Genomic DNA, 22,907 nt, shown 5'->3' on the forward strand with positions numbered 1-22,907 from the left:
AGATGCTTCACTGCTCTGGATCGAGCGTATGGTGCCCATATGCAGTAGGTAAATATAAGACGGAAGATTAAAATGAACGTTTATGAATTAAACATGGATGGCCTAGTTGGCCCTACTCATAATTATGCAGGACTTGCACCTGGTAATATTGCATCTTCTTATAATGCCTTAGCAGCTTCTAATCCCCAAGCGGCTGCCTTGCAAGGATTAGATAAAATGCGCTTGCTTCATAAAATGGGGCTAAAGCAGGGTTTACTTCCACCCCACCAACGCCCTAATCTTAAATTACTTCATCAACTCGGTTTTTGTGGTACGCCTAAAGAGCAAATTAATAAAGCCTTTAAAACAGCCCCAGAACTTCTTGGGGCTTGCTATTCAGCATCCAGTATGTGGTCAGCCAATGCTGCTACTGTTTCCCCTAGCACCGATACGCACGATCATAAAGTCCACTTTACTGCTGCCAATCTTGTAAGTAATTTGCACCGACACCATGAAGCTGATTTTTCAAAAAAAATACTGGAATTTATATTCGCAAATCCAGCTTATTTTCATCATCATCCTATTTTGCCTCGGTCAATTATTACAGGCGATGAAGGTGCTGCAAATCACAGTCGTCTTTGTCAAAAACACAGTCAACCTGGAATTCATCTTTTTGTCTATGGGAAAAAAGCTTTCGGGAGAGGTCAAACTCACCTCGGGCCAATCAAATATCCGGCCCGACAGACTCGAGAAGCATCCGAAGCAATAGTTCGTCAACATCAACTCTCAGAAAACCAAGTTGTATTTGCTTGCCAAAACCCTCTCGCTATTGATCAAGGGGTTTTTCATAATGATGTTATATCTGTAGCCAATGAATCAGTTTTTTTAGTTCATGAGCAAGCCTTTTATCAACAAAACTCTGTGCTTAAAGAATTAAACGAAAAAGCCTCCTTTTCTTTAAATATTATTCAAATTTCACAAAAAGAGCTTAGTATCGTCGATGCAGTTGAAACGTATCTTTTTAATTCACAAATTATCAGTTTAACCAGTCAAAACTCTATGATGCTCATTGCTCCTTTTGAGTGTCAAAATAACCCTCGTGTTCAGATGTGTATTGAACGAATACTTTCTGATGAATCCAATCCAATTAATTCAGTCTATTTCCTTGATCTGAAACAAAGCATGTGCAATGGCGGTGGCCCTGCATGCTTGAGATTGCGTGTTCCCTTAAATAACGAAGAATTGCAAGCAATGCATCAAGACGTATTAATAGATGATGAACTATTAAGCATTTTAGAAAAGTGGGTATTAAAGCACTATCGTACTGAGTTAGTTGCGGCAGACTTAGCTGATCCTCAGTTAATTGAAGAAAGTTTTTCTGCGTTGGATGAGTTAACTCAAATTTTAAAACTTGGATCAATTTATCCTTTCCAATTAGAGATGACACGCTAAAATGTGGAAAACAAAGTTAGGAAAATGCATCTATACCTCTCCCGCGGGTTATAAAGTATATCAAAATGCGTGTTATCGTTGGTTAACCTTGGGTAGTAATGCGCTACAAACTGTTATTAACCGTCATAAGCCTCAGAAACCCGTTTTATACTATCTTCCAGCCCTCACATTAATGGCCCGTAATTATCCTGGAACTATTTGTATGTTAGGATTAGGTGGTGCAGGAATTGCATTAATGCTAAAGGACTCTCCTTTAGTTGCTGTAGACAATAGCGAAGAGGTCATTGAAATAGCGAAACGTTTTTTTATCATAGACCGCTTAAAAAATTTAACAATTATCCATGAAAATGCGATGGATTATGTACAAAAATGTGAAACAAACTTCACTCATCTCATTGTTGATCTATATAACGCGAATCATTTTCCTCCGGAATGTGCTAATGCTCATTTTTTTGTCTTATGCAAAAGAATAATAACTGAAGATGGATTTTTGGCTATAAATTTAGCCAATGTAAAAGAACAATATCCAATTTTTCAATTAGTCAAAAATCAATTTAACCATACCCTGGTTATTCCAGTAAGAAACAGCGCCAACATGATTGTTTTTGCTTCAAAAAACAAAAGTAAAGAACTGTTTATGAATAAAATAAAGGAAACAGGAGCATTTAAGCGAATTATTTGGGTTGATTCCTGGGGTTATGTTGGAGATTATAAACAAGGTATTTGGCAGCGATTGGCAACATATTTTAGGAAAAATAAGGATATTAAATAGCAACCATCAGAAATGGATTGCGCGATCTTTTTCAAATCCTAAAATATTATAGGTTTCCAAATCAAATATTGATTTTTGTAACACCCTTCTAATCTGTGTTATAAATGTCGTAAAAAATAAAGGCAGAGAATTTTTCTATTTGTAGTACAACTTTTAATATCTACCACGACCATCCAAACAGATTGAAGTTCTATCCACTGGTAACCCAATTAGGGCAAATAAAAATCATATTGATTATTTATAGTCTATACTGATTATATATCAACTTTATTGCATTAAAGGAATCCAAAACATATCCAATCGATTTCACAGACTTGAATGTCTTGAAGTATTCGACAGATAACAACTATCGATGGAGGTTGACATGCCGAAAATTAAAGTGACGGAATTAGAAGATTTAGAAAGAATCTTTAAAAATAAATTAGATGAACTTAACACAGCTCCAACAAATAGTCATACCGGAATGAGCAAGTGCATTATTAATAAGCTTATTCATGATTTAGGCAACCTTGTTATCATTGCAAAAGCCAGTAATCTTTCAGAGATGCCTATGGCTGGAAATATGTATCAAAATGTAAAATCTCTCAGTGAGAAACTAGAGTTTAATGATCCAGAAATACTAAAGTTTTTAAATAATACAGAGTTCTCAAAAATTTCCCCTCCCTCTTCGGAAAGGTTTGATGATGAAGTTGAATTTTCTGGTGAAGAAGATGAGTTGTGTTTAAAAGCAAAAGCATTATGCTTAAAAAGTAAAAAAGAAGATTCGGATGAAGAGGATATTTTTGAATGGGATGAAGAGGATACAGAGGATAAACCATTTACCCCCTGATACCTAGACTACAAAATAATTGCAGTATTCCAAGATGATACTTCAGCAGTAAATTCATTGATCGCGTTCATTTCTTTAGTAGGTTTAAATAAACCATAAGCTGTTATACCCCCTGCTACTACACTTAATGCCGTACTTGAAGAAGCAACAGCTAGTGCAGCTGAGTAACCACTTAGAAGTCCGGCAAAAAATGCGCCTGGGCCTGTCCACCAACTACATGCAACTCCAATTGTAAATCCAATTAAGGCGGTTACAGTGAGTACAGTTGCTGCTGCAGCAACCGAAAGTACTGCATGAAGCACATCAGGATGTTGTCCCTCCAAAATAACTTTACAATTATTTGTAAAATCTTCGATTGCATGCACTTTATGCAATGGGGTGACACTGGAGTTATTAGTATCCACAAATATAACTCTCGATAATTTGATTAGCTCTTGATTGATTAAAAGTTTTTTGCTATCTGGTAATTCTTTTAAACTCTCTAGCAACCTGGCGCTCGCTTCGCTCCAAAGAGAATATTGTTTTCCTTTGCACAGTTGGGTAATTATAGAAAATAGCTCCTTTACATGATCTCCACTTTTTGCCGAAGTACTAATAAAGTGAACAATCTCTTTTGATTTAATTTTCTTAAGTGCATCCAAACTTGCTTTCGGCGAGTCTGATTTTGTCCCAACACAGATAATAGGAACATTGGGAGCAAATTCACGAAACTCTTGAATACTTTTATTAATTTCTTGATCATTAATTTCCTCAGTCAAATCAATACAAAATATGCCTACATCCGCTCCTTTATAAAATACAGAACTCATCCCTTGAAATCGCTCATCCCCTGCTGTATCCCATAAGATCACTATATTATCGGAAGCAATTTCTCGAGTTAAAAAATCAGCACCTACAGTAGTACGTGGTTCATATTGAAACTCAAATTCTTCCTGTAACGCAATTCGACGATTAAGCTGAGTTTTACCACTTTTGTATTTGCCAAAAAAAACTACCTTGTATCGCATGAGAAACCTCAAAAATTATTGGTTTGGTATTTAATCGGATCAACAAATTTCCTTGTTTCGATTTGTAAATAAGCTAGAAAATTCAATAAGCTGTTTGTTTACTTTGAAGGATAAAAAACTACATAAGGGTGATTGTTGCCTGAGGCTATTTGCCTCAAGCAATAATTTGACTTAAATTTCCATTAAGTCTTTTTCTTTTTCGGCTAATAATGCATCTATTTCCAGGATGTATTTATCAGTCAATTTTTGAATGACTTCAGTTGCCCTACGCTCATCATCTTCAGAAATAGTCTTATCTTTAACCAATTCTTTTAATTGATTATTTGCATCTCTTCTGATGTTACGAATAGAAACCTTTCCTTGTTCGCCTTCATTACGGACGACTTTGATTAACTCCTTTCTGCGTTCTTCAGTTAATGGAGGCATAGGAACGCGAATTGCAGTACCTGCTGTAGCAGGATTCAAACCCAAATCAGAATTTAAAATTGCCTTCTCTATAGCTGATACTAGCGATTTTTCCCAAGGAGTTACTAAGATTGTTCGCGAGTCACTGGCAGTAATATTAGCAACTTGATTTAATGGAGTCATGGTTCCATAATAATCAACTTGTACATGATCCAGTAAACCAACATTTGCTCTTCCTGTACGAATTTTTGTTAGATCCGTCTGTAATGATTCAACGCTTTTTTTCATTCGCTTTTCTGAATCTTGCTTAATCTCATTAATCATGATTAGCTCCGACTATAGTTCCTACGCGTTCCCCAGATACAATTCTTCTCAATGCATTAGGTGCCGTCATATCAAAAACCTGCAAAGGCATACCTTGATCTTGACAAAGACATATTGCAGTTGAGTCCATTACTTCCAAGCCTTGAGTTAACACTTCAATATAAGTCAAATAATCATAACGTTTGGCATTAGGATTTTTAAAGGGATCTTCCGAGTAAACACCATCTACTTTAGTTGCTTTTAAAACTACATCAGCTCCTATTTCAATAGCTCTTAAACAAGCAGCCGTATCAGTAGTGAAAAACGGATTTCCCGTTCCTGCTGCAAAAATTACAACCTGTCCAGTTCGCAAGTGTGTGATTGCTTTACGTCGATGATAAGGATCAACTACACCAAGCATAGGAATGGCTGACATAATACGTGCAGGCATATCAATGCGCTCCAAAGCATCTCGTACTGCCAAAGCATTCATTACTGTAGCCAGCATACCCATATGGTCACCAGTTACACGCCCTACTCCTGCTTGAGAAAGCGCCTTGCCACGAAATAAATTACCACCACCTAAAACGAGGCCAACTTCAACGCCCATCTTGATTAATTCGGCTATATCCCTGGCCAATGTGTCCAAGACCGAGGGATCAATACCAAATTGTGACTTGCCCATAAGGGCTTCGCCACTATATTTTAATAAAATACGTTTATATTTTAATGGGTGACTTTCATTCATCATGTACGAACCTGAGCCATCACTTCTTCAACAAAGTTATCTTCTTTTTTCTCTATTCCTTCACCAACTTCATAACGGATAAAAGATAGAACTTCAGTATTCTTTTCTTTTAAAAGTTGTCCTACTTTGATATCAGGATTTTTGACAAATGGTTGGCCCAATAAGCTCACTTCATCAATAAATTTATTGATTCGACCTTCAATCATTTTATCGATAATTTCTTGTGGTTTGCCACTTTCTTTTGCCTGAGCGGTAAAAATTTCACGCTCATTTTCAATTGCTTCCGCAGATACTTGATCCTTGCTTACTACAATTGGTTTACTTGCAGCAATATGCATTGCGATGTCTTTAGCAAGCTCTTCATCACCAGTTTTGAGTGCGACCATAACGCCGATTCGTGAGCCATGTAAGTAACAACCAATTACTCCAGTATCACAATGCATGCGTTCCAGACGTCGTAGTTTAATATTTTCACCAATTTTCGCCACTAATTCTTGACGTGCTTGTTCTACGGTACTTCCAGAAGAAAGGGCAATAGCTGACAATGCTTCAATTGTAGTAGCCGAACTGTTTAATGCAGCTTCTGCAACTTTATTGGCAAAGTTAGTAAAGTTCTCATCACGAGCAACAAAATCTGTTTCACTATTAATTTCGAGCATCACCGCACTACGTCCATCGATAGAACGTGCAATAACGATTACGCCCTCAGCAGCAACACGATCTGCTTTTTTATCGGCTTTTGCCTGACCTGCTTTACGCATTTCAATGATTGCAGCCTCTATATCACCATTGGTTGCTATTAGAAACTTTTTACATTCCATCATGCCAGCGCCGGTACGCTCACGTAACTGCATGACTAAACTCGCACTAATTGACATTTCATTTCTCCGTATAGCAAAAAGGGGGCAAATTAAGGTGTTCAGACACCTGAGCCCCCTATATTATAAATTTTAATTATTCCCCAGATTTTTCTGTATCACTGGTTTGTTCAACTACTTCTACAAATTCAGCATCAGATGAAGATCCTACGCCAACCGTGTTACTGCCTTTGGCATCTAAAATTGCATCAGCGACACAACGAACATAAATATCAACTGCTCTCATAGAATCATCATTACCAGGAATAATGTAATCAATATTTCTCGGGCTATTGTTGGTATCAACAACACCAATAACAGGAATTCTTAATCGATGAGCTTCTTCAACAGCAATGTGCTCGAAGCCAACATCAACAACAAACAGAGCATCAGGTAAACCACCCATGTTTTCAATACCGCCTAAACCTCTTTCCAATTTCTCTAGTTCACGCGTCAGCATTAGTGCTTCTTTTTTAATCATTCCATTAAACAGTCCCTTTTCTTGCATTTCTTTTAACTCTTTTAAACGAAAAATAGACTGGCGTACTGTTTTATAGTTGGTCAACATACCACCTAACCAACGATGATCAACATAAGGCATGCCACAACGTTTCGCATGTTCACGAATACTGTCTTGTGCTGCCCTTTTGGTACCTACAAATAGAATTTTTGCTTTGTTTGATGCCAATCTGCCAACATAGTTCACTACGTCATTCAGCATCACCATCGTTTTTTCAAGATTGATAATATGGATTTTGTTACGAGATCCAAAAATATACTCACCCATTTCAGGATTCCAAAACCTTGTTCTGTGTCCAAAATGAGCACCTGCTTCGAGTAATTCACGCATACTTATATTCATTATTTATCTCCAGGGTTAGTCCTCCACGCTTCCCATACGAAACCCTTCAGGGACCCTATCGTATGTGTCGAAACGTGTGTGTATTTAAAGCGCGACCTTTATACCATATTAAACGAAATTCATCAATCGAATTTAGCACCAAATCATTTTTTTTATATTGTGCTAAGCTTTTTTTAAGGGCTCTCGATTAATTTATCAGAAGTCTATAAGAACTGGCTTTTTATGTGCGGTAATTTATTGAAACCAAAATAAAGAAAAAAAATGTATCAATATAATCCAAACTTACATGTAAAAATCTGGTTAAGCAATAATCCAAATGTATTTATGAATTTGGAAAATCAAATTCGTCTTATCGAAATGCGGGAAAAAAACCCTAACGACACGATTCATTTGGTATATGACTCTAAATTGCTCACATCGAGCGCAGTAAATACGCTTCATGAATTTTGTAAAGAACATCAAATTATTTCCATTAATGCACATACAATTGATACATTACTCCAATCAGATAATGAAAGAAAATTATACAATTTTTATAAAGAAGAAATTGACAATTTAAAAACTGGCGGGAATTTGGCTGTTGCAAGTGATATTTTAAGATGGCTCTCACCAATATTTGAAAAAGGTACTTATACAGACTTTGATTTTCCAATTGATACATCTGCTCTTCCCAAATTCATTACAACTGAAATGCCTATATTACTTAATATTGGCAGTTTAAAAATGGGTAAAAAAGAATTCATACTGGCAAATAATGACTTTGTAGCGATTATAGACGCAATCGCTGCCAAAAAAGAAATCGAGCGGGTGCAAAGCGGACTTATCGCCAGATTAACTCATTATGATACCGATTTTATTGAGCGAACTGAAACTGAATTAAATGAAGACAGCTTTATAAATCGTCATCTTTTAAAATTTATGAAAAATCGTTCTGAATCACTTTATATAGCAAAATCCAAAGAAATTACTCCACCTGATACATCCGATTCTTCCTTAAAAATTAGAGCATACATTATTGAGGTAATGACGGATAAAAACAAATTTTTAAATTTTAACAAAATCACGCCTCAAGAAACGCATGACGAGGTAATAAAGAGATTGAGAAAAGAGCTTCATGCGCAGCTAAACCTAGTAAAATATCTTTTTTTTAGCAAAGAATATTTTTTAATTAAACGTATTCTGGAAAAAAATGATGATAAGTTTTTAACTTATTTAATGAAAAAAGAATGCGATCTTTATCTTAAATCAATCGTTGTATGCACAACAGGGCCAATACAAATATCGAATGCATTATTCAATGGCTATGTGGTAGATACAGATAAATTTATTCGAGAAATTCAACCACTTTCTTTTAATCATTATGGATTGCAAAAGGCCTTTCGCTCACAAAACTCTATACCCTTACATGAGAACGTATTGGGAATGCTCAAATTTCTTGGGGTTAACGAAGGTGAATTAAATGACTCTTCATGGTTGGATTCTGGAAAAAAATTACAGGCTTCACGAACAAAACTACTGGCTACACGTCAAAAGGAACTTGCGATAAGTTTGCCTCTTTCTTTTTTCACAATAAAAAATGATATGGAAAAATACATCCGAGAAATGACAAAAACTCCTTATCGATCTTTTTCAGATGAAAAACATACACTAACCGGAGATCTTGAGCTTATATTAAGTTGTTTTAACCAAAAAAATGAATTTAATATTCTCCAATTTAAAAAGATCTTGCATAACATCCATCCTCATGATGTATATACCCAAAAATTAATCGAAGATCTCGAAAATCTCTGCCATGAGGCAATCATTTTTAGCCTTGCAAAAAATAAAAAAATAAAACTAGGTCTTTCCTCCTATCAATTGACTCAATCCGATCCCATTTGGGCGCAAGAATCCGATTGATTACTCAATGCAGAAGATATGGCAAAATAATTCGGGGAGCGGCCTATTTCACAAAATATACAGCGTATGCAAGGACAAAATTCAGAGAACCCCTATGCAAAAAAGGGTTCCGCCTTATATTAAACTGTTGTGTGAATGGTTACTAAGATGTAAATATTAGCTATTATGGACAATTCATAGGATAGTATCCCTGATTATTTTCTCTTTTTATACTATCATCCATAATGCCATCTAATCTCACAGCGGATTCTAAATATTTGTCAGCGAGTTTTTCCATTTCGGCATAAGCTTCTTCTGCCGGTTTTAAAAAATCATTATAAATATCTTTCAGCGAGCTATTTTTCACGATGAGCTGGGTAGATAATTGGCTGAATTTATCCTTCGCCTTAGCAAGCAGTTTTTCAACTCTTATCATTTGAACATCAAGATTATAAGTCGTATTTGCCTTTGCTGCTGCAATTTTTTGTTGTACATTCTCCTTCAGAGGATCATATTGCTCAGCCGCTTGAGGATGATTATATTTTTTAAGCTCTGTAACAGTACTGTTAATTTTTTGAAACATGCCTTCTAATTCTTTTATCATGACAAGAGATGAATTAACGTTTGTCATCAATGGTGATTCTAATTGGTCTCTATCTGCCTTATCTGGAAAAAAGCTTGAATGAAATTCTTCTTTGTCTATTACATGAGGCATTAACTCTTTTAATTTTACAAGCAAAACCTGAGTTTGTCCTATTTGATCCGATAAGCTGGGTAAAAGACATGGCACGGTTTCCAAATAAAATTTAGTTGCTTTCTCTTTTTGGATTTGTCGTAGTTGCATTCTCTGATATTCTGACTGTGAAAATAGACCAGGTCTTTGATCATTTTTTTCAATAGGTTTTTCTTGTACTTTTTCTTGTTTCTTTTCGTTGGGGAAAAGTCGCCACTGTTCAATTAAATTATCTAAATACGTGTCAGCTAAAACTGGCTCCTCGGTCTCCATGATAAGATTCATCTGTAACGCTAATAACTTATATAAACTCTCGCATAGTTCGTCTTTATCTTTTAAACTGTTTGCTTCTAATTTCATTTCTTTAAGAGAGCAACGAAAATCATTAATAAGATTGATTAAATGATCTACTTCCTTAACGTCACTCATATTGGTTCTACGAGTTAAATTTCGACAAATCATTGTTTTGACTTCGATTGAAGCGTTTGGTGATTGAAGTAACGACTCAAGCTCTTTACTATCCATTAGCTCGATTAAAGGTTGATAAATTTTTGAAATCATCAAATATTTTTCTTTTATATCCGCTTGATGCCATAATGTATCAGCTTGCATAACTAAATTTTGCAGTATCTTCTTCTTTTCTTCATTTGTTAGCTTCAGCCCATCTAAAAGATCACACTTAATTTCCAGGGATATATTTTTTGCGTTGAAAAACAAATGAGCCAACGGCATTGACTGAGAATTTTTGATCTGATTCACAACGTCTTGGCATAATTGCTCTAATTTGGCTGACTCACCTAAAAACTCAAAGCTAACTTGCTCGAATTTATCTTTATAAATGTCTTTCATTTTGTCTAAAAAAACATCATGAAAAATACTCGCGGCTTCTAAAATTTTAATGCATTCGGCTGTATCCATATTTTTTTCTTTGTCAGCCAACAAATTCATCGTTGCCAACATTGGAGATACAATGTATACCAAATGAGTACTTGTATTACCACGGGAAAAATAAAATTTATTAAATGAAAAAACCGCTTTAGCAAAAAAATGTTTTGCTTCATTATATTCCTTGTCTCTCACATTTTCTTGAGTGAGCAAATAATAGGCTATTTCAAGATAGCCATATGCGGAAAGAAGGTTTTCATTCTCTTTATCACTATTTTCTTTATAAATTTTATAAAATGGTACGGAGCCAGAATAGAGAGAGAAATGACCATTAAAAATGGTTTCAAATCCGCTGTGGTTATATTTTGTTAAAAAATTGTCTCGAAATTCCGGAGTGTCAGCATCTTCGGAATCCATATAAGGAGCATATATTTGTGGTGTAACTATTCGTGTAATCATTTGCCCCAATAAACTTATATCGTCAATTTTAAATTTAGAATTTTTTTTATCTGGGCATTGGATAGATAACACATAACGAGCTGACACGCCGGTATCGGTACTTAAAATTTTTTCAATCTTTATGTTTTTCACATCATTAATAATTTCTTTTAATTCATTTAAATCTTTTTCATTTAATATATGATAGCTTTCCAAGTAATTAATTAAGCTGGAGCGGCTAAAGTCTTTATCTACATTCAAACTACTTTTACTTAAGGAAAGCTGATAAAAATCTCCAAGAAGCACTGCCTCAAATAAAAAATTCGCTTTTAAAATCAGCCCGTCTTTGCTATCAAATGCTCTGCTAGCATCCGCTAATAATCCTCGTCGATCTACTTTTCTTGTCACTTCTCGCATGGTTGTTAGTTGAGTAGATGGGACATATCCAGAATTTGAATTTACGATATTTTTAATAAAATCAATTTCGAAGAATTGATTTGCTGGTGATGAGCTTGCTTGTTTATCTTTTCTTTCTTCACGTTTAATGTACATAGTTTATATTTTCTTTATCATTGATGTGGTGAAATTATAGCACAACCGAACAAAATAAAATCATAATTCATGACATAATACTGCGTTTATTTATTCCTTAGTCTATACTAGATCTGTTCATCAATGATGATATATGACAGGAAAGTTAGTTTAATATTATGAGGAATGGATAATGAGTAAAAAACTTCTTTGGTTATCAATAATTGCATTCGTACTAACCTTTGGTCAACTAAGTTATGCTTGTATCGGTGACTCGAAACATTGTGATTCCCATCATCGATTTGACAGGTTAGCACAAGAGCTTAATCTCAATGCGGATCAAAAAGCTAAACTTAAAGCATATCGAGAAAAAGCTAGAGCCTCTCTCAAAGAAAGCTATGCTCAACTTAGATTACTGCGCAAACAAATAAATTCCTTATTAAAAGCTGAGAAAATTGATGAAGCAAAACTTGATGCTTTAATAGAAAAAGTAAATAGAATAAGAAGTTCTATGTTAAAAACAAGAATAATAATACAACATCAAATGTTTGCACTTTTAAACGATAAGCAAAAAGCTAAATTTCTCGAATTAAAAGAAAAATGGTTTCTAGATCATGACTAATTTCGGCCTCAATGTCTGGCTTTAATGATTACTATATTAGCATGTAATATTATAGCCTGGAGTTACAAAACACCAGACTATAATTAGTTTTCCATTAACACATTGAATGCTCTTATTACTTACGTGTAGCAACTGCTTTAAAATTTATAGTTACTTCGTCTTTTATTTCACTTGTACTCGACCAATCGCCTTGTCCAATACCAAAATCCAACCGTTTTACTGTAGTTTTTCCTTCGACAAGCAGATGATTTTTAGGTGACTCTACTGCAGTAAAGGTAAGTGTTACAGGGACCGACTTATTTTTTATAGTTAATGTTCCAATGGCCTCATAATTTTTATCATCCTTTTTAGTGAATTTAGACGACTTAAATTCCGCTTTTGGAAACTCCTTAGCATTAAACCAGTCCGGGCCAAGTAATATTGAACTTATTTCTGCATATGAAGTAGTCAGCGAATTCATGTTCACTACTACGTCAACAGTACTGTCTTGATAATGCTCGGGATCTGCGGCTATTGTGGCGGTAAATTCTTTAAAAGACCCAGTAACAGGAGCATTATTTTGCGTTGCTGTAAAGCTTATACTACTTTCATTAGGAACAAGTGTCCATTCAGGTAAAGAAGCCGCATTTGCATAGATACCATTCAAGAAAAATAGAAAGAATAAGTACTTAATTATTTTCATGGAAACATTCTCCTTAATATATCATCCTTGTTTATAAAGTGATGCTTTAAAGCAGCAGCCGTATGCAGACAGATTGCTGCAATCAGTGCATAACCTAACCATTCATGAACCCATTCAAATAAAACCCTGTTACTTTCGTCAGGGGTTACAAGATTAGGTAAGGTAAATAAACCAAAAAATGAAGCAGGCAATCCTGCAGCAGAAGTAATTAACCAGCCTGTAATTGGCATTGCAAACATAAACACATAAAATGCCCAGTGCATACTACGTGCAGCAATTTTTTCCAGCCAAGGTAATGCCAATTCAGGTTGTTCATTACTCAATCGCCAAATGATTCTAAAGATCGCCAAAAAAAGGACTAAAAAACCATACTCTTTATGCCATCCATAGAATTTCAGTCGCTCTGCACTCCATGGTAAAGACACCATATACAAACCGAGGATCAACAATCCAATAATTAATAAAGCAATTATCCAATGAAGTATTATAGTAACAATACCAAAATGGGTTGAACTATTTTTGATTTGCATAAAATATCCTATTTTTTACCTTGCCCCTGTTCTTTATCTTGTTTTTTATTCTGATCGAGATAAGCTTCAGCTCCAATAGAAATATTTACTTTATCGCTTATTGAAGGCAAGAATGCATTGATTCCGAAATCAGAGCGATTTATAGAACCTGTGGCTGTAAAACCAATTGACATTTTATTACTAATTAGATTCATTCCCACTTTATTTAAGGTAACCTGCAACACTACTGGCTTACTTACTCCGCGTAACGTTAAAATACCCCCAACTATTGCTTTATTATCACCCTGTGGCGTTACTTTATTGCTAACAAAGGTTGCTGTAGGATAATGTTCGGCATCAAAAAACAAATTACTTTTTAGATGTTTATCCAACTCAGGAATACCCGTAATCATATCCTTAACATCAATTGTCGCATTGACTTTACTTTGACTTGGATTGTCTTTATCAAGAACCAACTGTCCCGTTGCATACCATTTTCCATATTGAGTTGTAAACCCCAAGTGGTCAGCACTCCATAATACATAAGTATGATTTTTATCCAGAGTATACGTTTCCGGGGCAGCATGTACTGGAGCAGAAAAAGCAACTGCAATAAGCAATGACGAAAGCCAGCCTCCTAGAATTTGCTTCATGATTAATTTCCTTATTTTTAATATCAGGTTACAACAGTTGTATATTAAATTTTTACTCAGGTTTGAGGCTGCCGCCAACAATTCGATCACATAGCCCTTTAGGTAACAAAATAAAAGCATCTTTTTGTTTGTCTTTAGTAGCAGAAGACGCGCATGAAGCAGTAGCCGTAGCACAGTCATTCATGCCTTTTTTAGCAATTCCGTAACATTTTTCAGTTGCAGCAGTAGTACCATCATCTGCTGCTGAACTTCCAGTTGCAACAAGAACAAAAAAAGCAGTCATTACTGATTGCATCAACTTATCTCGTGTAATCATTTGCTTTCCCTTACATTAAATGAATTCTTCTTTAAAATACAATAGAGTTACTCAAACAACAAGTGATAAGCTAAAAACCAATATTAATTGCTTAGTCAAAGAAAAAATCAATCGCTGAAAGGTCACTTGCAAATGGTACTTTTGCCAAAAGAGGAGAAGTAAGTTTCTGGCTTAACGTAGCAATATTAGCTGATAATTCTTGCATATTTGGATCAATACAATTGGCAATCCATCCGGCACACTGAATATTGTTTGCATGCAAAACGGTTTCTGTCAGCAAGGCATGATTAATACAGCCTAATTTCATTCCAACGACTAGAATCACAGGTATCTTGGTAATCTGCAGAAAATCAATCCAGGTTTCATGGTCATTCAAGGGAACCATTAATCCTCCAGCACCTTCAATAAACAATTTTTCTATTCCATCTAATTGCAAATTAAGGCAATATTTTGCAATTTCGGTAATAGATAAACAAACCCCTTCGCGATGTGCAGCAATATGGGGTGAGACAGGCAGCTTAAATCGCCAAGGATTTATTACATCCAAACTGATATTATTTTTTTGTAAATTTTGTGCATCACTGCTAACCAGCTTATTTTCTATTTCCATGCATCCACTTGCTACCGGTTTAATTGCCACTGCTGATGAAAAGTAATTTATTAAGCATGACGTTATGTAGGTTTTACCACAATCAGTATCGGTACCCGTGATAAAAAAACGCTTCATCTAATGAATCCTCGTAGTTCTTCAATAAATAAACCCATATGAGATAAAAATGGCATGTGTGCTGCTCGTTTAAACAATACATAATTAAATTCGGGATAGGATAGTTTCATAGAATTCATCGTCTTAATCGGAACGATGGGATCAAGCCTCCCAAAGATAAAACATGAAGGTTTATCAAACTGTTTTAATTTCTCACGTAAATCCCAAGTTTCTAAAATTTTAAGACCTGATTCTAAGCCTTCTTGCGATGGAAGCTTATCAGGCAGATGGTGCTGTTTATCATTATCGGATAATCCATTAAGCTCCAAAAATTCTTTTAGAGTTGCATGAGGTTTTTCCGATAGATTTTTATAAAACCTTTTAAAAACATCTAGTGAGACGCCTGGCCACGGATCAGAGTTTAAAAATCGCGGTGATGAAGTAACGTTAACAAGGTAATCTACTCTGCCGGGTTCCTCTACTGCCAAACGCATGGCATACAATCCACCCATAGACCAACCGATTAACGCAAATTGATGAGGCAATTGAGCCATCAAAAGCTCTTTAAAAGAATCCCAATCCATGATTGAACTGTGGCCAAATCCAGGTAAATCTACCAATATCAGCTGATAATCCATAGAAAGTTTAGATACTAACGGTAACCAGATCTGACTATCAAATCCCCATCCATGAAAGAAAATAAGAGGGAATCCTTTTCCATAACTATGGATGTTTATCTTCATAAATTACACTTAACTTATCAAATAACTCACGAATTTGTTCGTGAGTATGATTATAATTCAAAATGACACGCAACCCCGACGCTTTGATGCTCACTGTAGGCTTTCTTATCGCACAACAACTAAAACCGCGTTTTTTTAACTCGCGGGCATAATATAGAGCCAAATGCGGACATCCTAATTGAAGCTGTTGAATTGGACTAATTGAGTCAGTCCAATTTAGTGGGGATTGTGTAATATAAGATCTGAATAAAGCAATCAATTGTGTTAATTTCAATCGTCGCTCTTCAGCATTTACCACAAATTCCAAAGTATTCAATAAGCCATAACTTAAAGCCGGACTTATAGCAGTTGAATAAATAACAGAACGCCCCGCTTGTAATAATGCATTAATCCAGTCTGCTTTTCCTGCAACAAGCGCGCCTTGAGCCGCATAAGCTTTTCCTAATGGAATAATTCGTAATGGTACTTCATTTTGGGTTAATCCATGATAGGCTATTGCTCCTTTCCCCTGGCTGCCTAAAACTCCAAAAGAATGAGCCTCGTCTACAATCAGCGCACTTTGACTTGCATTGCAAAGAGAAAAGAGTTCTGCTAATGGAGCCAATTGGCCACTCATACTAAAAATACCTTCGGTGATTAAAGCCGAGCTTTCAAAAAAATGTGGGGTTAGCTTACGATTTAAGTCATCTAAATTATTATGCAAATAACGTGTATAGTTTACCTGTGACAAAGCCAAACCATCATAAATTGAAGCATGTATTTCTTTATCAATAAAACAATGAACGTTTAATTTGCCAAGTAATGCTGTAACCGCAAGGTTTGCTGCATAGCCTGAAGAAAATAAAATACAGTCATCTACACCTAATAAATTGGCAAATGCTTCTTCAACAGCACGATGATTGGCGTGATAACCACTCAGCAGCATAGATGCACCACTCCCGCTAGGGAACAAGGCATATCCACGTTGATATCCTTCAGAAATACGTTTATCTCGAGTTAGAGATAAATAGTCATTGCTGTCAAAATGAATTAAAGATGAATTTTCAGCTGTCACAAATCTATTTCTTAATATGCCTTCTTGTGCCAGCTGATTCGTATAATCTCTAATTTTATTGCTTAGAGGCATTTAGGCCATCTCAGTTAAACCAAGTTTGTCAAAAAGAACCTCATCCTTATCCCGCTGTGGGTTCTCTTCCGTTAAAAGTTTATCACCTAACCACGCAGAGTTTGCTCCAGCATAGAAACATAAAGCTTGTAATTCATCACTCATTCCGACTCTGCCGGCTGATAGTCGAATCATACTTTGTGGCATTAATATTCGTGCGGTTGCAATGGTTCTAACTAATTCAATCCCTTCAACTTCTGCTGCTTTTGCAAGAGGAGTTCCTTCAACTGGGATTAGACGATTAATAGGGACACTTTCTGGAGGCGATTCCATATTACTCAAAGTATATAAAAATTCAATACGATCTTCCCGTGTTTCGCCAAGGCCTAATATACCACCACAGCAGACGCTAATTCCCGCATTTCGTACATGTTCTATCGTGTCAAGACGATCGCTGAATTTGCGTGTTGTAACTACTTTTTCATAATAGGAAGGCGATGTGTCTATATTATGATTATAATAATCCAAGCCAGCTTCTTTTAAAGAAACGGCTTGTTCTTGATTCAGCATCCCTAACGTCATACAGGTTTCTAATCCTAATGCCTTAACTCCCTGGATCATTTCTTTCAACTCACCCATGACCTTATCGGGGGGGCAACGCCACGCAGCTCCCATACAAAATCGTTGCGCCCCACCCTCTTTGGCTTCCTTGGCACGTTTCAAGACATCCGCTACAGACATCAATTTTTCTTTTTCAACATGAGTCTTATAATGACCGCTTTGCGAACAATAACCACAATCTTCAGGACAAGCCCCTGTTTTAATACTTAGTAAAGAAGCGAATTGCAAAGAATTTGGTTGATGATTTGCTCTATGCACCGTAGCCGCTTGATGCAATAAATCATTAAAAGGTTGTTCATAAATTGCTGTAATTTCAGAAACAGACCAATGTTTCTTAGCTTGAGTCACAACAGTATCTCCTAATTTAAGATGTTAAAAAGTAGCCTAATTGTTCTAAAGAAAATTAGATACATTTTTATAAATCCACGTTTTATTTAATTAACGGACATGATAAAGTGCCCTTCCATCTTGTCAACCAAAATTTTTAAAATGGTCAACACACACCAATTAATCAGTCGGGATTTGAAACATTTTTGGCATCCCTGTACACAAATGAAAGACTTTGAAACATGCCCTCCCTTGATTATTGAAAAAGCTCAAGGAAGTTATCTTTATACCAATAAAGGTCCCTTAATTGATGCTATTTCCAGCTGGTGGTGTAAATCATTAGGCCATGGCCATCCTGCAGTTATTGCAGCGATAAAAAATCAGTTGGATTGCTTTGAACATGTCATTACAGCAAATACTACGCACCCAGCTCTTGTTGAGTTGGCAGAAGAGTTAGCTAAAATTACTAAAAAACAACACGTTTTTTTTGCCAGTGATGGCTCCAGTGCTGTTGAAATTGCGATGAAATTGGCAATCCATGCCAATCAAATTAAGGGTACAGAGAAAAATCAGTTTATTGCTCTTAAAAATGGATACCATGGGGAAACACTCGGTACAATGAGTGTTAGTGATTTGGGGCTGTATAAAGCGCCATATACATCATTTGGTCTGACCTGTCATTACATACAAAATATTCCTTACATTTCCGGCAAAGAAGATTCTTTATGGCACAATTGTGATTCATATTGGTCCACTGTTGAAAAAGAATTAGAAGCAATCAGTGATAAAGTCTGTGCAATTATTATTGAGCCCTTGCTTCAAGGAGCAGGAGGAATGTTGTGTTACAGTCCTGATTTTCTTAAAAGGTTATCATCCTGGGCTCAAAGTAAAAATATTTACCTTATTGCCGATGAAATAATGACAGGAATGGGTCGAACAGGTAAATGGTTAGCTTCTAATCATGCAGAAGTTGAACCTGATCTTATTTGTTTATCCAAAGGATTAACTTCTGGCTCTGTTCCTCTAAGTTGTGTGATGATTGACAACTCTATTTTTGATCTCTTTTATGCCGATTATGCAACGGGAAAATCCTTCTTACATTCACATACCTATAGCGGAAACCCGCTGGCGGTCAGCGCTGCATTAGCAACCATTCGCGCTATGCATCAAGAAAAAATAATTGAACACGCACAAAATCTAGGTGAATACATGCTTTCTGCTTTAACTGAGGTTGCACAACTTTCAGGCAAATTAAGCAATATTCGCGGAATTGGAGCAGTGGTAGCCGCCGATCTAGAAGATACAGGAAAACAGCGAATAGGCAATAAAGTTTATCAGCACGCATTAAACCATGGGGCCTTAATTAGACCAATAGGAAATACGCTTTATTGGCTTCCTCCATTAAACACAGATTATGAGGTAATTGGGAAATTAGCGGAAATAACACTACACTCTATAAAGGGAGCTTATGTAATAATGCCTTAAATCATGCGAAAAATATTCAGCAACATGACATTTTTTGTCTACAAGCGATTCAAGTTATTCTGGATATTTTTTACCATTTTTTTACTGATTATCTTTTCTTACATTACCTGGCATAATAACGTTAAAAACTCTTCTACTTTGGTTACTGAAGTAAGCAAGAAACTCGCATATGACCTTGATAACTTTATTAATAATACTCTTCGGGATTTGCACCAAATTCCTTCCTATCAGAAGGAAAACCTGACATGTAAAGATAACTTTCTTCCTTTCCTTCAATATATAACTATCAATCAGGCACAACTTTCTGGTTTGGCAATTCGCGATAAAAAACATCAGATTATATGCTCTACCTTGCCTCATAATCAGACTTTTCTCTTAGGTCATAATATACAGCAGACAGCTATAGGGCCATTAGAAATACCAATGTTTAACCATCCAATTTTTACGATCCAAAAAAAAATTGGTGATTATCAGGTAGAAATAATTATTATGACATCAACACTTGAAAAGATACTGAATGTCTCAGAAAGTAGTCAGCACATAATCACCTTATATGACACCAATCAAAAAAAGGAAATTATCCGAATAGGGAAAATCAAAGAAGCTTCCTGGATAGATAAATTGTTTCTTGACTCACCCTTTTCCTTTAAAAAAATATTTGCTACAACAAAATTAAATAGCCTTAATGGTGTTTTACTTACAGTTACAGAACCTGATCAAGCTATAATTAGCAATCTTTGGCATAACCAAATCTTGGTTATGCTTTATGTTTTAGTATTTTCAATTTTATTATATTTTTTAATTAGGAATCTATTTAACAAATATTATTCTTTGCATGGAGCAATGAAGCAAGCTATTAGGAGCGGGCAATTTTATCCCGTTTATCAACCATTATTTGATACAAAAAATAATGTCTATTCAGGTGCTGAGGTTCTTTTAAGATGGCAGGATAATCAAGATGAAATCATTATGCCCGATCTTTTTATAGAAGAAGCGGAAAATACCGGCTTAATTGTTCCAATAACATTACAAATTATTGAAACAGCATTTAAAGAAGCTAAGAATATCTTAAGGACTAAACCTACCTTCTATTTATCATTTAACATTTGTGCATTACATTTTACTGATGATAATTTTTTTCCTCAGTTTTATAAACTCGTGCGACACTATTCTATTTCACGCAGACAAATATTATTAGAAGTAACAGAACGCTACCTACTCGATATGAATAATGAAATTTATATAGACAGAATGCAAGAGCTCAGAGACGCGGGATATTCATTAGCTATAGACGATTATGGGACAGGACACTCGAGTATCAGCTACCTGCAATACTATCCTTTTAATTACCTTAAAATCGATAAAATATTTATTCATGCGATAGGCACAAAAGCCATCACCGAAACATTAAACGACGCAATCATTCATTTAGCAAAAAAAATTAATTTAGCTATTATTGCAGAAGGTGTAGAAACAAAAGAGCAACTAGATTATTTATTACAAAACGAAGTTCAATTTCTTCAAGGCTGGTATTTTTCAAAAGCCCTACATATTGAACAATTAATTGAATTGCTTAAGGGGAAAAAAAATGAATAAGTACATAGGATGTTGTTCTTTGCTTGTTCTAGGTATTTCGTTTTCAAGTTTTGCTCAACCACTAGTAAATCTAGAAGGTAATTATTGGCAGTGCTCAACAGGTGATATAACCCATACAAAATGGGATGCACAAAGTGCTTATCAAAAAATGGCTTTAAATCTTTCTTATGCTGCATGTAAAAAAGGCAGCAAGGCACCAGCCACCTGCAAAGTATCCAAAGCAAGTTGTATCAAATTCGTTAATGGTGTAAATGTTATGCCCATGTGGCGATGTACTGCTTTTGATAGAGAAGCATTGCGCTGGAGAAGCAATCTCTATCCAAATCGTGAAGATGCAGCATTGGCTGCTCTGGCATATTGTAAACACAAAAGTCCTGTTCCTTATACGTGTTCCATTAATGTAGTAACATGCATTAATAAAAATGAGATTTAAAAATATGGCTTATTGCGTTGGGTTAACAGGTGATATAGCAAGTGGAAAAACTACAGTTGCTGAACTTTTTTCAGGACTAGGTGTTGATGTAATTCATGCTGATAAAATATCAAGAGAAATTACTCAAAAAAATAAAGCCGCATATAAAAAAATTGTAGCGCATTATGGTCTTAAAGTCCTTAAAGATGATGGAGAACTGAATCGTAACAAACTAAGAGAAATAATATTTTCGAATCATGAAGAGCGAGACTGGCTTGAACGCCTCTTACATCCACTCATCCGTAAAGAGATTAAAAAACAAGTTGATGCAAGTAAAACTCCTTATTGCATGGTAGAAATACCTTTGCTGATTACAAAAGAAGCCTACCCTTATATCAATCAAATTTTGCTTATTCGTGCGCCAACGGAAATACAAATATCGCGATTAATGCAGCGTGATCAATGCAGTAAAGAACAAGCGCAGGCTATTTTATCCATTCAGCCTAATACTCATCTGCGTTTAGAAAATGCAGATGATATAATTGTTAATGATATGGAAATTGTTGAATTAACCAGGAGAGTAAATGATTTACATTCTAAATATCTTCGAGAATCCCAAAATTTATAATAGATTTTTTTACTTCATAACGGTTGAGCGGGGAATTTTGGCTTTTCTACAAGGAATTTAGCGATAATGAAATTGATCACCTTAAACTTATGGGGAGGCCACTTAAGAAACCCCTTATTAAACTTTATCGATAAATATCAGGATGTTGATATATTTTGTTTACAAGAAGTATATTGCAATGCTCATCAAGCTGTAACTGAAGAAGATAGAGAACTTAGTCTGAATATTTTTTCTGATTTACAACAACTCCTTCCTAATCATTTCCCTATTTTCAAACCTGCCGTTGAAAATATTTATGGAATTGCGATGCTATTGAAAAGTAATATCGATATCTTAGGCGAGGGAGATATAAATATCCATCAAAAACAACATTATCCGGGAATAGGATTAAATCATCCTAGAGATTTACAATGGGTGGAATGTGAAATTAACAAAAAAACTTACTCTGTTCTTAATGTTCATGGACTCTGGAATGGGCAAGGTAAAAAAGATACCCCAGAAAGAATCAATCAGTCCCAACGTATCCGTCATTTTATGGATACCATCAATACGCCTAAAATATTATGTGGTGATTTTAACTTAAGACCTGACACCGAAAGCATGAACATTATTGAGCAAGGAATGAATAATTTGATAAAAATTAACAACATTAGCTCAACAAGAACCCGTTACTATAAAAAAGAAGAAAAATTTGCAGATTATATCCTAACCTCACCAGATATAGTTGTTAATGAATTCGCTGTTCTGAGTGATGAAGTCTCAGATCATGCTCCATTATACCTTGATTTCAATTAAATTCAGAAACCTCGCACCTCTTGCAAAT

General features: G+C 35.4%; 24 protein-coding genes. 10 read left to right on the forward strand and 14 right to left on the reverse strand.

The annotated features are described in order from the left end of the window. Positions 1-72: 72 nt before the first annotated feature. The 3 genes from astB (at position 73) to DY223_RS08725 (ending at position 3,032) form a co-directional block, all read left to right on the forward strand. A complete protein-coding gene (astB, locus tag DY223_RS08715) occupies positions 73-1,431 on the forward strand; it encodes an N-succinylarginine dihydrolase (protein WP_058459851.1) in 1,359 nt (452 codons plus the stop codon). Between the two features lies 1 nt (position 1,432). Continuing rightward, positions 1,433-2,203 (forward strand): spermidine synthase, encoded by a 771-nt coding sequence (locus tag DY223_RS08720; RefSeq protein WP_058459850.1) that lies wholly within the window; start codon positions 1,433-1,435, stop codon positions 2,201-2,203. A 364-nt stretch (positions 2,204-2,567) separates the two neighbouring features. Then, positions 2,568-3,032: a hypothetical protein gene (locus tag DY223_RS08725; RefSeq protein ID WP_058459849.1), complete on the forward strand. Its 465-nt coding sequence runs from the start codon at positions 2,568-2,570 to the stop codon at positions 3,030-3,032. An 8-nt stretch (positions 3,033-3,040) separates the two neighbouring features. Here the strand turns inward: DY223_RS08725 and DY223_RS08730 are convergent, their stop codons facing one another. The 5 genes from DY223_RS08730 to rpsB form a co-directional block, all read right to left on the reverse strand. Further along, the gene (locus DY223_RS08730; protein ID WP_058459848.1) at positions 3,041-4,039 is read right to left on the reverse strand and encodes a Rab family GTPase; all 999 of its coding nucleotides are present in this window, start codon (positions 4,037-4,039) and stop codon (positions 3,041-3,043) included. A 171-nt stretch (positions 4,040-4,210) separates the two neighbouring features. Beyond that, positions 4,211-4,768 carry a ribosome recycling factor gene (gene frr / locus DY223_RS08735; protein WP_058459847.1) on the reverse strand — a complete coding sequence of 186 codons (558 nt, stop codon included), beginning with the start codon at positions 4,766-4,768 and terminating at the stop codon, positions 4,211-4,213. Next, the gene (gene pyrH, locus DY223_RS08740) at positions 4,761-5,498 is read right to left on the reverse strand and encodes a UMP kinase (RefSeq protein ID WP_058459846.1); all 738 of its coding nucleotides are present in this window, start codon (positions 5,496-5,498) and stop codon (positions 4,761-4,763) included. Before pyrH ends, frr begins: the two co-directional genes overlap by 8 nt. Continuing rightward, positions 5,495-6,373, reverse strand: coding sequence for a translation elongation factor Ts (gene tsf / locus DY223_RS08745; RefSeq protein ID WP_058459845.1), 879 nt, complete (start codon positions 6,371-6,373; stop codon positions 5,495-5,497). Before tsf ends, pyrH begins: the two co-directional genes overlap by 4 nt. A gap of 76 nt (positions 6,374-6,449) precedes the next feature. Further along, positions 6,450-7,217 (reverse strand): 30S ribosomal protein S2, encoded by a 768-nt coding sequence (gene rpsB, locus DY223_RS08750; RefSeq protein WP_115684303.1) that lies wholly within the window; start codon positions 7,215-7,217, stop codon positions 6,450-6,452. A gap of 258 nt (positions 7,218-7,475) precedes the next feature. Between rpsB and DY223_RS08755 the strand changes: the two genes are divergently transcribed. Next, entirely contained in the window at positions 7,476-9,113 is a 1,638-nt protein-coding gene (locus tag DY223_RS08755; protein ID WP_058459843.1) for a glycosyltransferase family 88 protein, read from the forward strand. A gap of 163 nt (positions 9,114-9,276) precedes the next feature. On the opposite strand, the gene DY223_RS08760 is transcribed toward DY223_RS08755, so the two are convergent. Next, positions 9,277-11,700, reverse strand: coding sequence for a hypothetical protein (locus tag DY223_RS08760; protein WP_058459842.1), 2,424 nt, complete (start codon positions 11,698-11,700; stop codon positions 9,277-9,279). Positions 11,701-11,872: 172 nt separating this feature from the next. Between DY223_RS08760 and DY223_RS08765 the strand changes: the two genes are divergently transcribed. Next, a complete protein-coding gene (locus tag DY223_RS08765) occupies positions 11,873-12,301 on the forward strand; it encodes a Spy/CpxP family protein refolding chaperone (RefSeq protein ID WP_058459841.1) in 429 nt (142 codons plus the stop codon). A 115-nt stretch (positions 12,302-12,416) separates the two neighbouring features. Here DY223_RS08765 and DY223_RS08770 read toward each other — a convergent pair whose 3' ends face one another. The 8 genes from DY223_RS08770 to bioB form a co-directional block, all read right to left on the reverse strand. Next, positions 12,417-12,983 carry a YceI family protein gene (locus DY223_RS08770; protein WP_058459840.1) on the reverse strand — a complete coding sequence of 189 codons (567 nt, stop codon included), beginning with the start codon at positions 12,981-12,983 and terminating at the stop codon, positions 12,417-12,419. Further along, positions 12,980-13,513: a cytochrome b gene (locus DY223_RS08775; protein WP_058459839.1), complete on the reverse strand. Its 534-nt coding sequence runs from the start codon at positions 13,511-13,513 to the stop codon at positions 12,980-12,982. The genes DY223_RS08770 and DY223_RS08775 overlap by 4 nt, the downstream gene beginning before the upstream one ends. Before the next feature lie 8 nt (positions 13,514-13,521). After that, entirely contained in the window at positions 13,522-14,145 is a 624-nt protein-coding gene (locus DY223_RS08780) for a YceI family protein (RefSeq protein WP_058459838.1), read from the reverse strand. Positions 14,146-14,197: 52 nt separating this feature from the next. Next, positions 14,198-14,461 (reverse strand): BufA1 family periplasmic bufferin-type metallophore, encoded by a 264-nt coding sequence (locus DY223_RS08785; protein ID WP_058459837.1) that lies wholly within the window; start codon positions 14,459-14,461, stop codon positions 14,198-14,200. Positions 14,462-14,552: 91 nt separating this feature from the next. Then, positions 14,553-15,188 carry a dethiobiotin synthase gene (gene bioD / locus DY223_RS08790; RefSeq protein WP_058459836.1) on the reverse strand — a complete coding sequence of 212 codons (636 nt, stop codon included), beginning with the start codon at positions 15,186-15,188 and terminating at the stop codon, positions 14,553-14,555. Further along, positions 15,185-15,910, reverse strand: a complete 726-nt coding sequence (locus DY223_RS08795) for an alpha/beta fold hydrolase (protein ID WP_058459835.1) — start codon at positions 15,908-15,910, stop codon at positions 15,185-15,187. The genes bioD and DY223_RS08795 overlap by 4 nt, the downstream gene beginning before the upstream one ends. Next, a complete protein-coding gene (locus DY223_RS08800; RefSeq protein ID WP_058459834.1) occupies positions 15,891-17,036 on the reverse strand; it encodes an aminotransferase class I/II-fold pyridoxal phosphate-dependent enzyme in 1,146 nt (381 codons plus the stop codon). Before DY223_RS08800 ends, DY223_RS08795 begins: the two co-directional genes overlap by 20 nt. Beyond that, positions 17,037-17,984, reverse strand: a complete 948-nt coding sequence (bioB, locus tag DY223_RS08805) for a biotin synthase BioB (protein ID WP_058459833.1) — start codon at positions 17,982-17,984, stop codon at positions 17,037-17,039. Between the two features lie 141 nt (positions 17,985-18,125). On the opposite strand from bioB, the gene bioA reads away from it, so the two are divergent. The 5 genes from bioA (at position 18,126) to DY223_RS08830 (ending at position 22,879) form a co-directional block, all read left to right on the forward strand. After that, a complete protein-coding gene (bioA, locus tag DY223_RS08810; RefSeq protein ID WP_058459832.1) occupies positions 18,126-19,448 on the forward strand; it encodes an adenosylmethionine--8-amino-7-oxononanoate transaminase in 1,323 nt (440 codons plus the stop codon). A 3-nt stretch (positions 19,449-19,451) separates the two neighbouring features. After that, positions 19,452-21,044 (forward strand): EAL domain-containing protein, encoded by a 1,593-nt coding sequence (locus DY223_RS08815; protein WP_058459831.1) that lies wholly within the window; start codon positions 19,452-19,454, stop codon positions 21,042-21,044. Then, positions 21,037-21,477, forward strand: coding sequence for a hypothetical protein (locus tag DY223_RS08820; RefSeq protein ID WP_058459830.1), 441 nt, complete (start codon positions 21,037-21,039; stop codon positions 21,475-21,477). Before DY223_RS08815 ends, DY223_RS08820 begins: the two co-directional genes overlap by 8 nt. Positions 21,478-21,481: 4 nt before the next feature. Then, the gene (gene coaE / locus DY223_RS08825) at positions 21,482-22,084 is read left to right on the forward strand and encodes a dephospho-CoA kinase (RefSeq protein WP_058459829.1); all 603 of its coding nucleotides are present in this window, start codon (positions 21,482-21,484) and stop codon (positions 22,082-22,084) included. Between the two features lie 66 nt (positions 22,085-22,150). After that, positions 22,151-22,879: an endonuclease/exonuclease/phosphatase family protein gene (locus tag DY223_RS08830; RefSeq protein ID WP_058459828.1), complete on the forward strand. Its 729-nt coding sequence runs from the start codon at positions 22,151-22,153 to the stop codon at positions 22,877-22,879. Positions 22,880-22,907: the final 28 nt, after the last annotated feature.

Source organism: Legionella bozemanae (assembly GCF_900450575.1).
In the GTDB taxonomy this organism is placed as follows: domain Bacteria; phylum Pseudomonadota; class Gammaproteobacteria; order Legionellales; family Legionellaceae; genus Legionella; species Legionella bozemanae.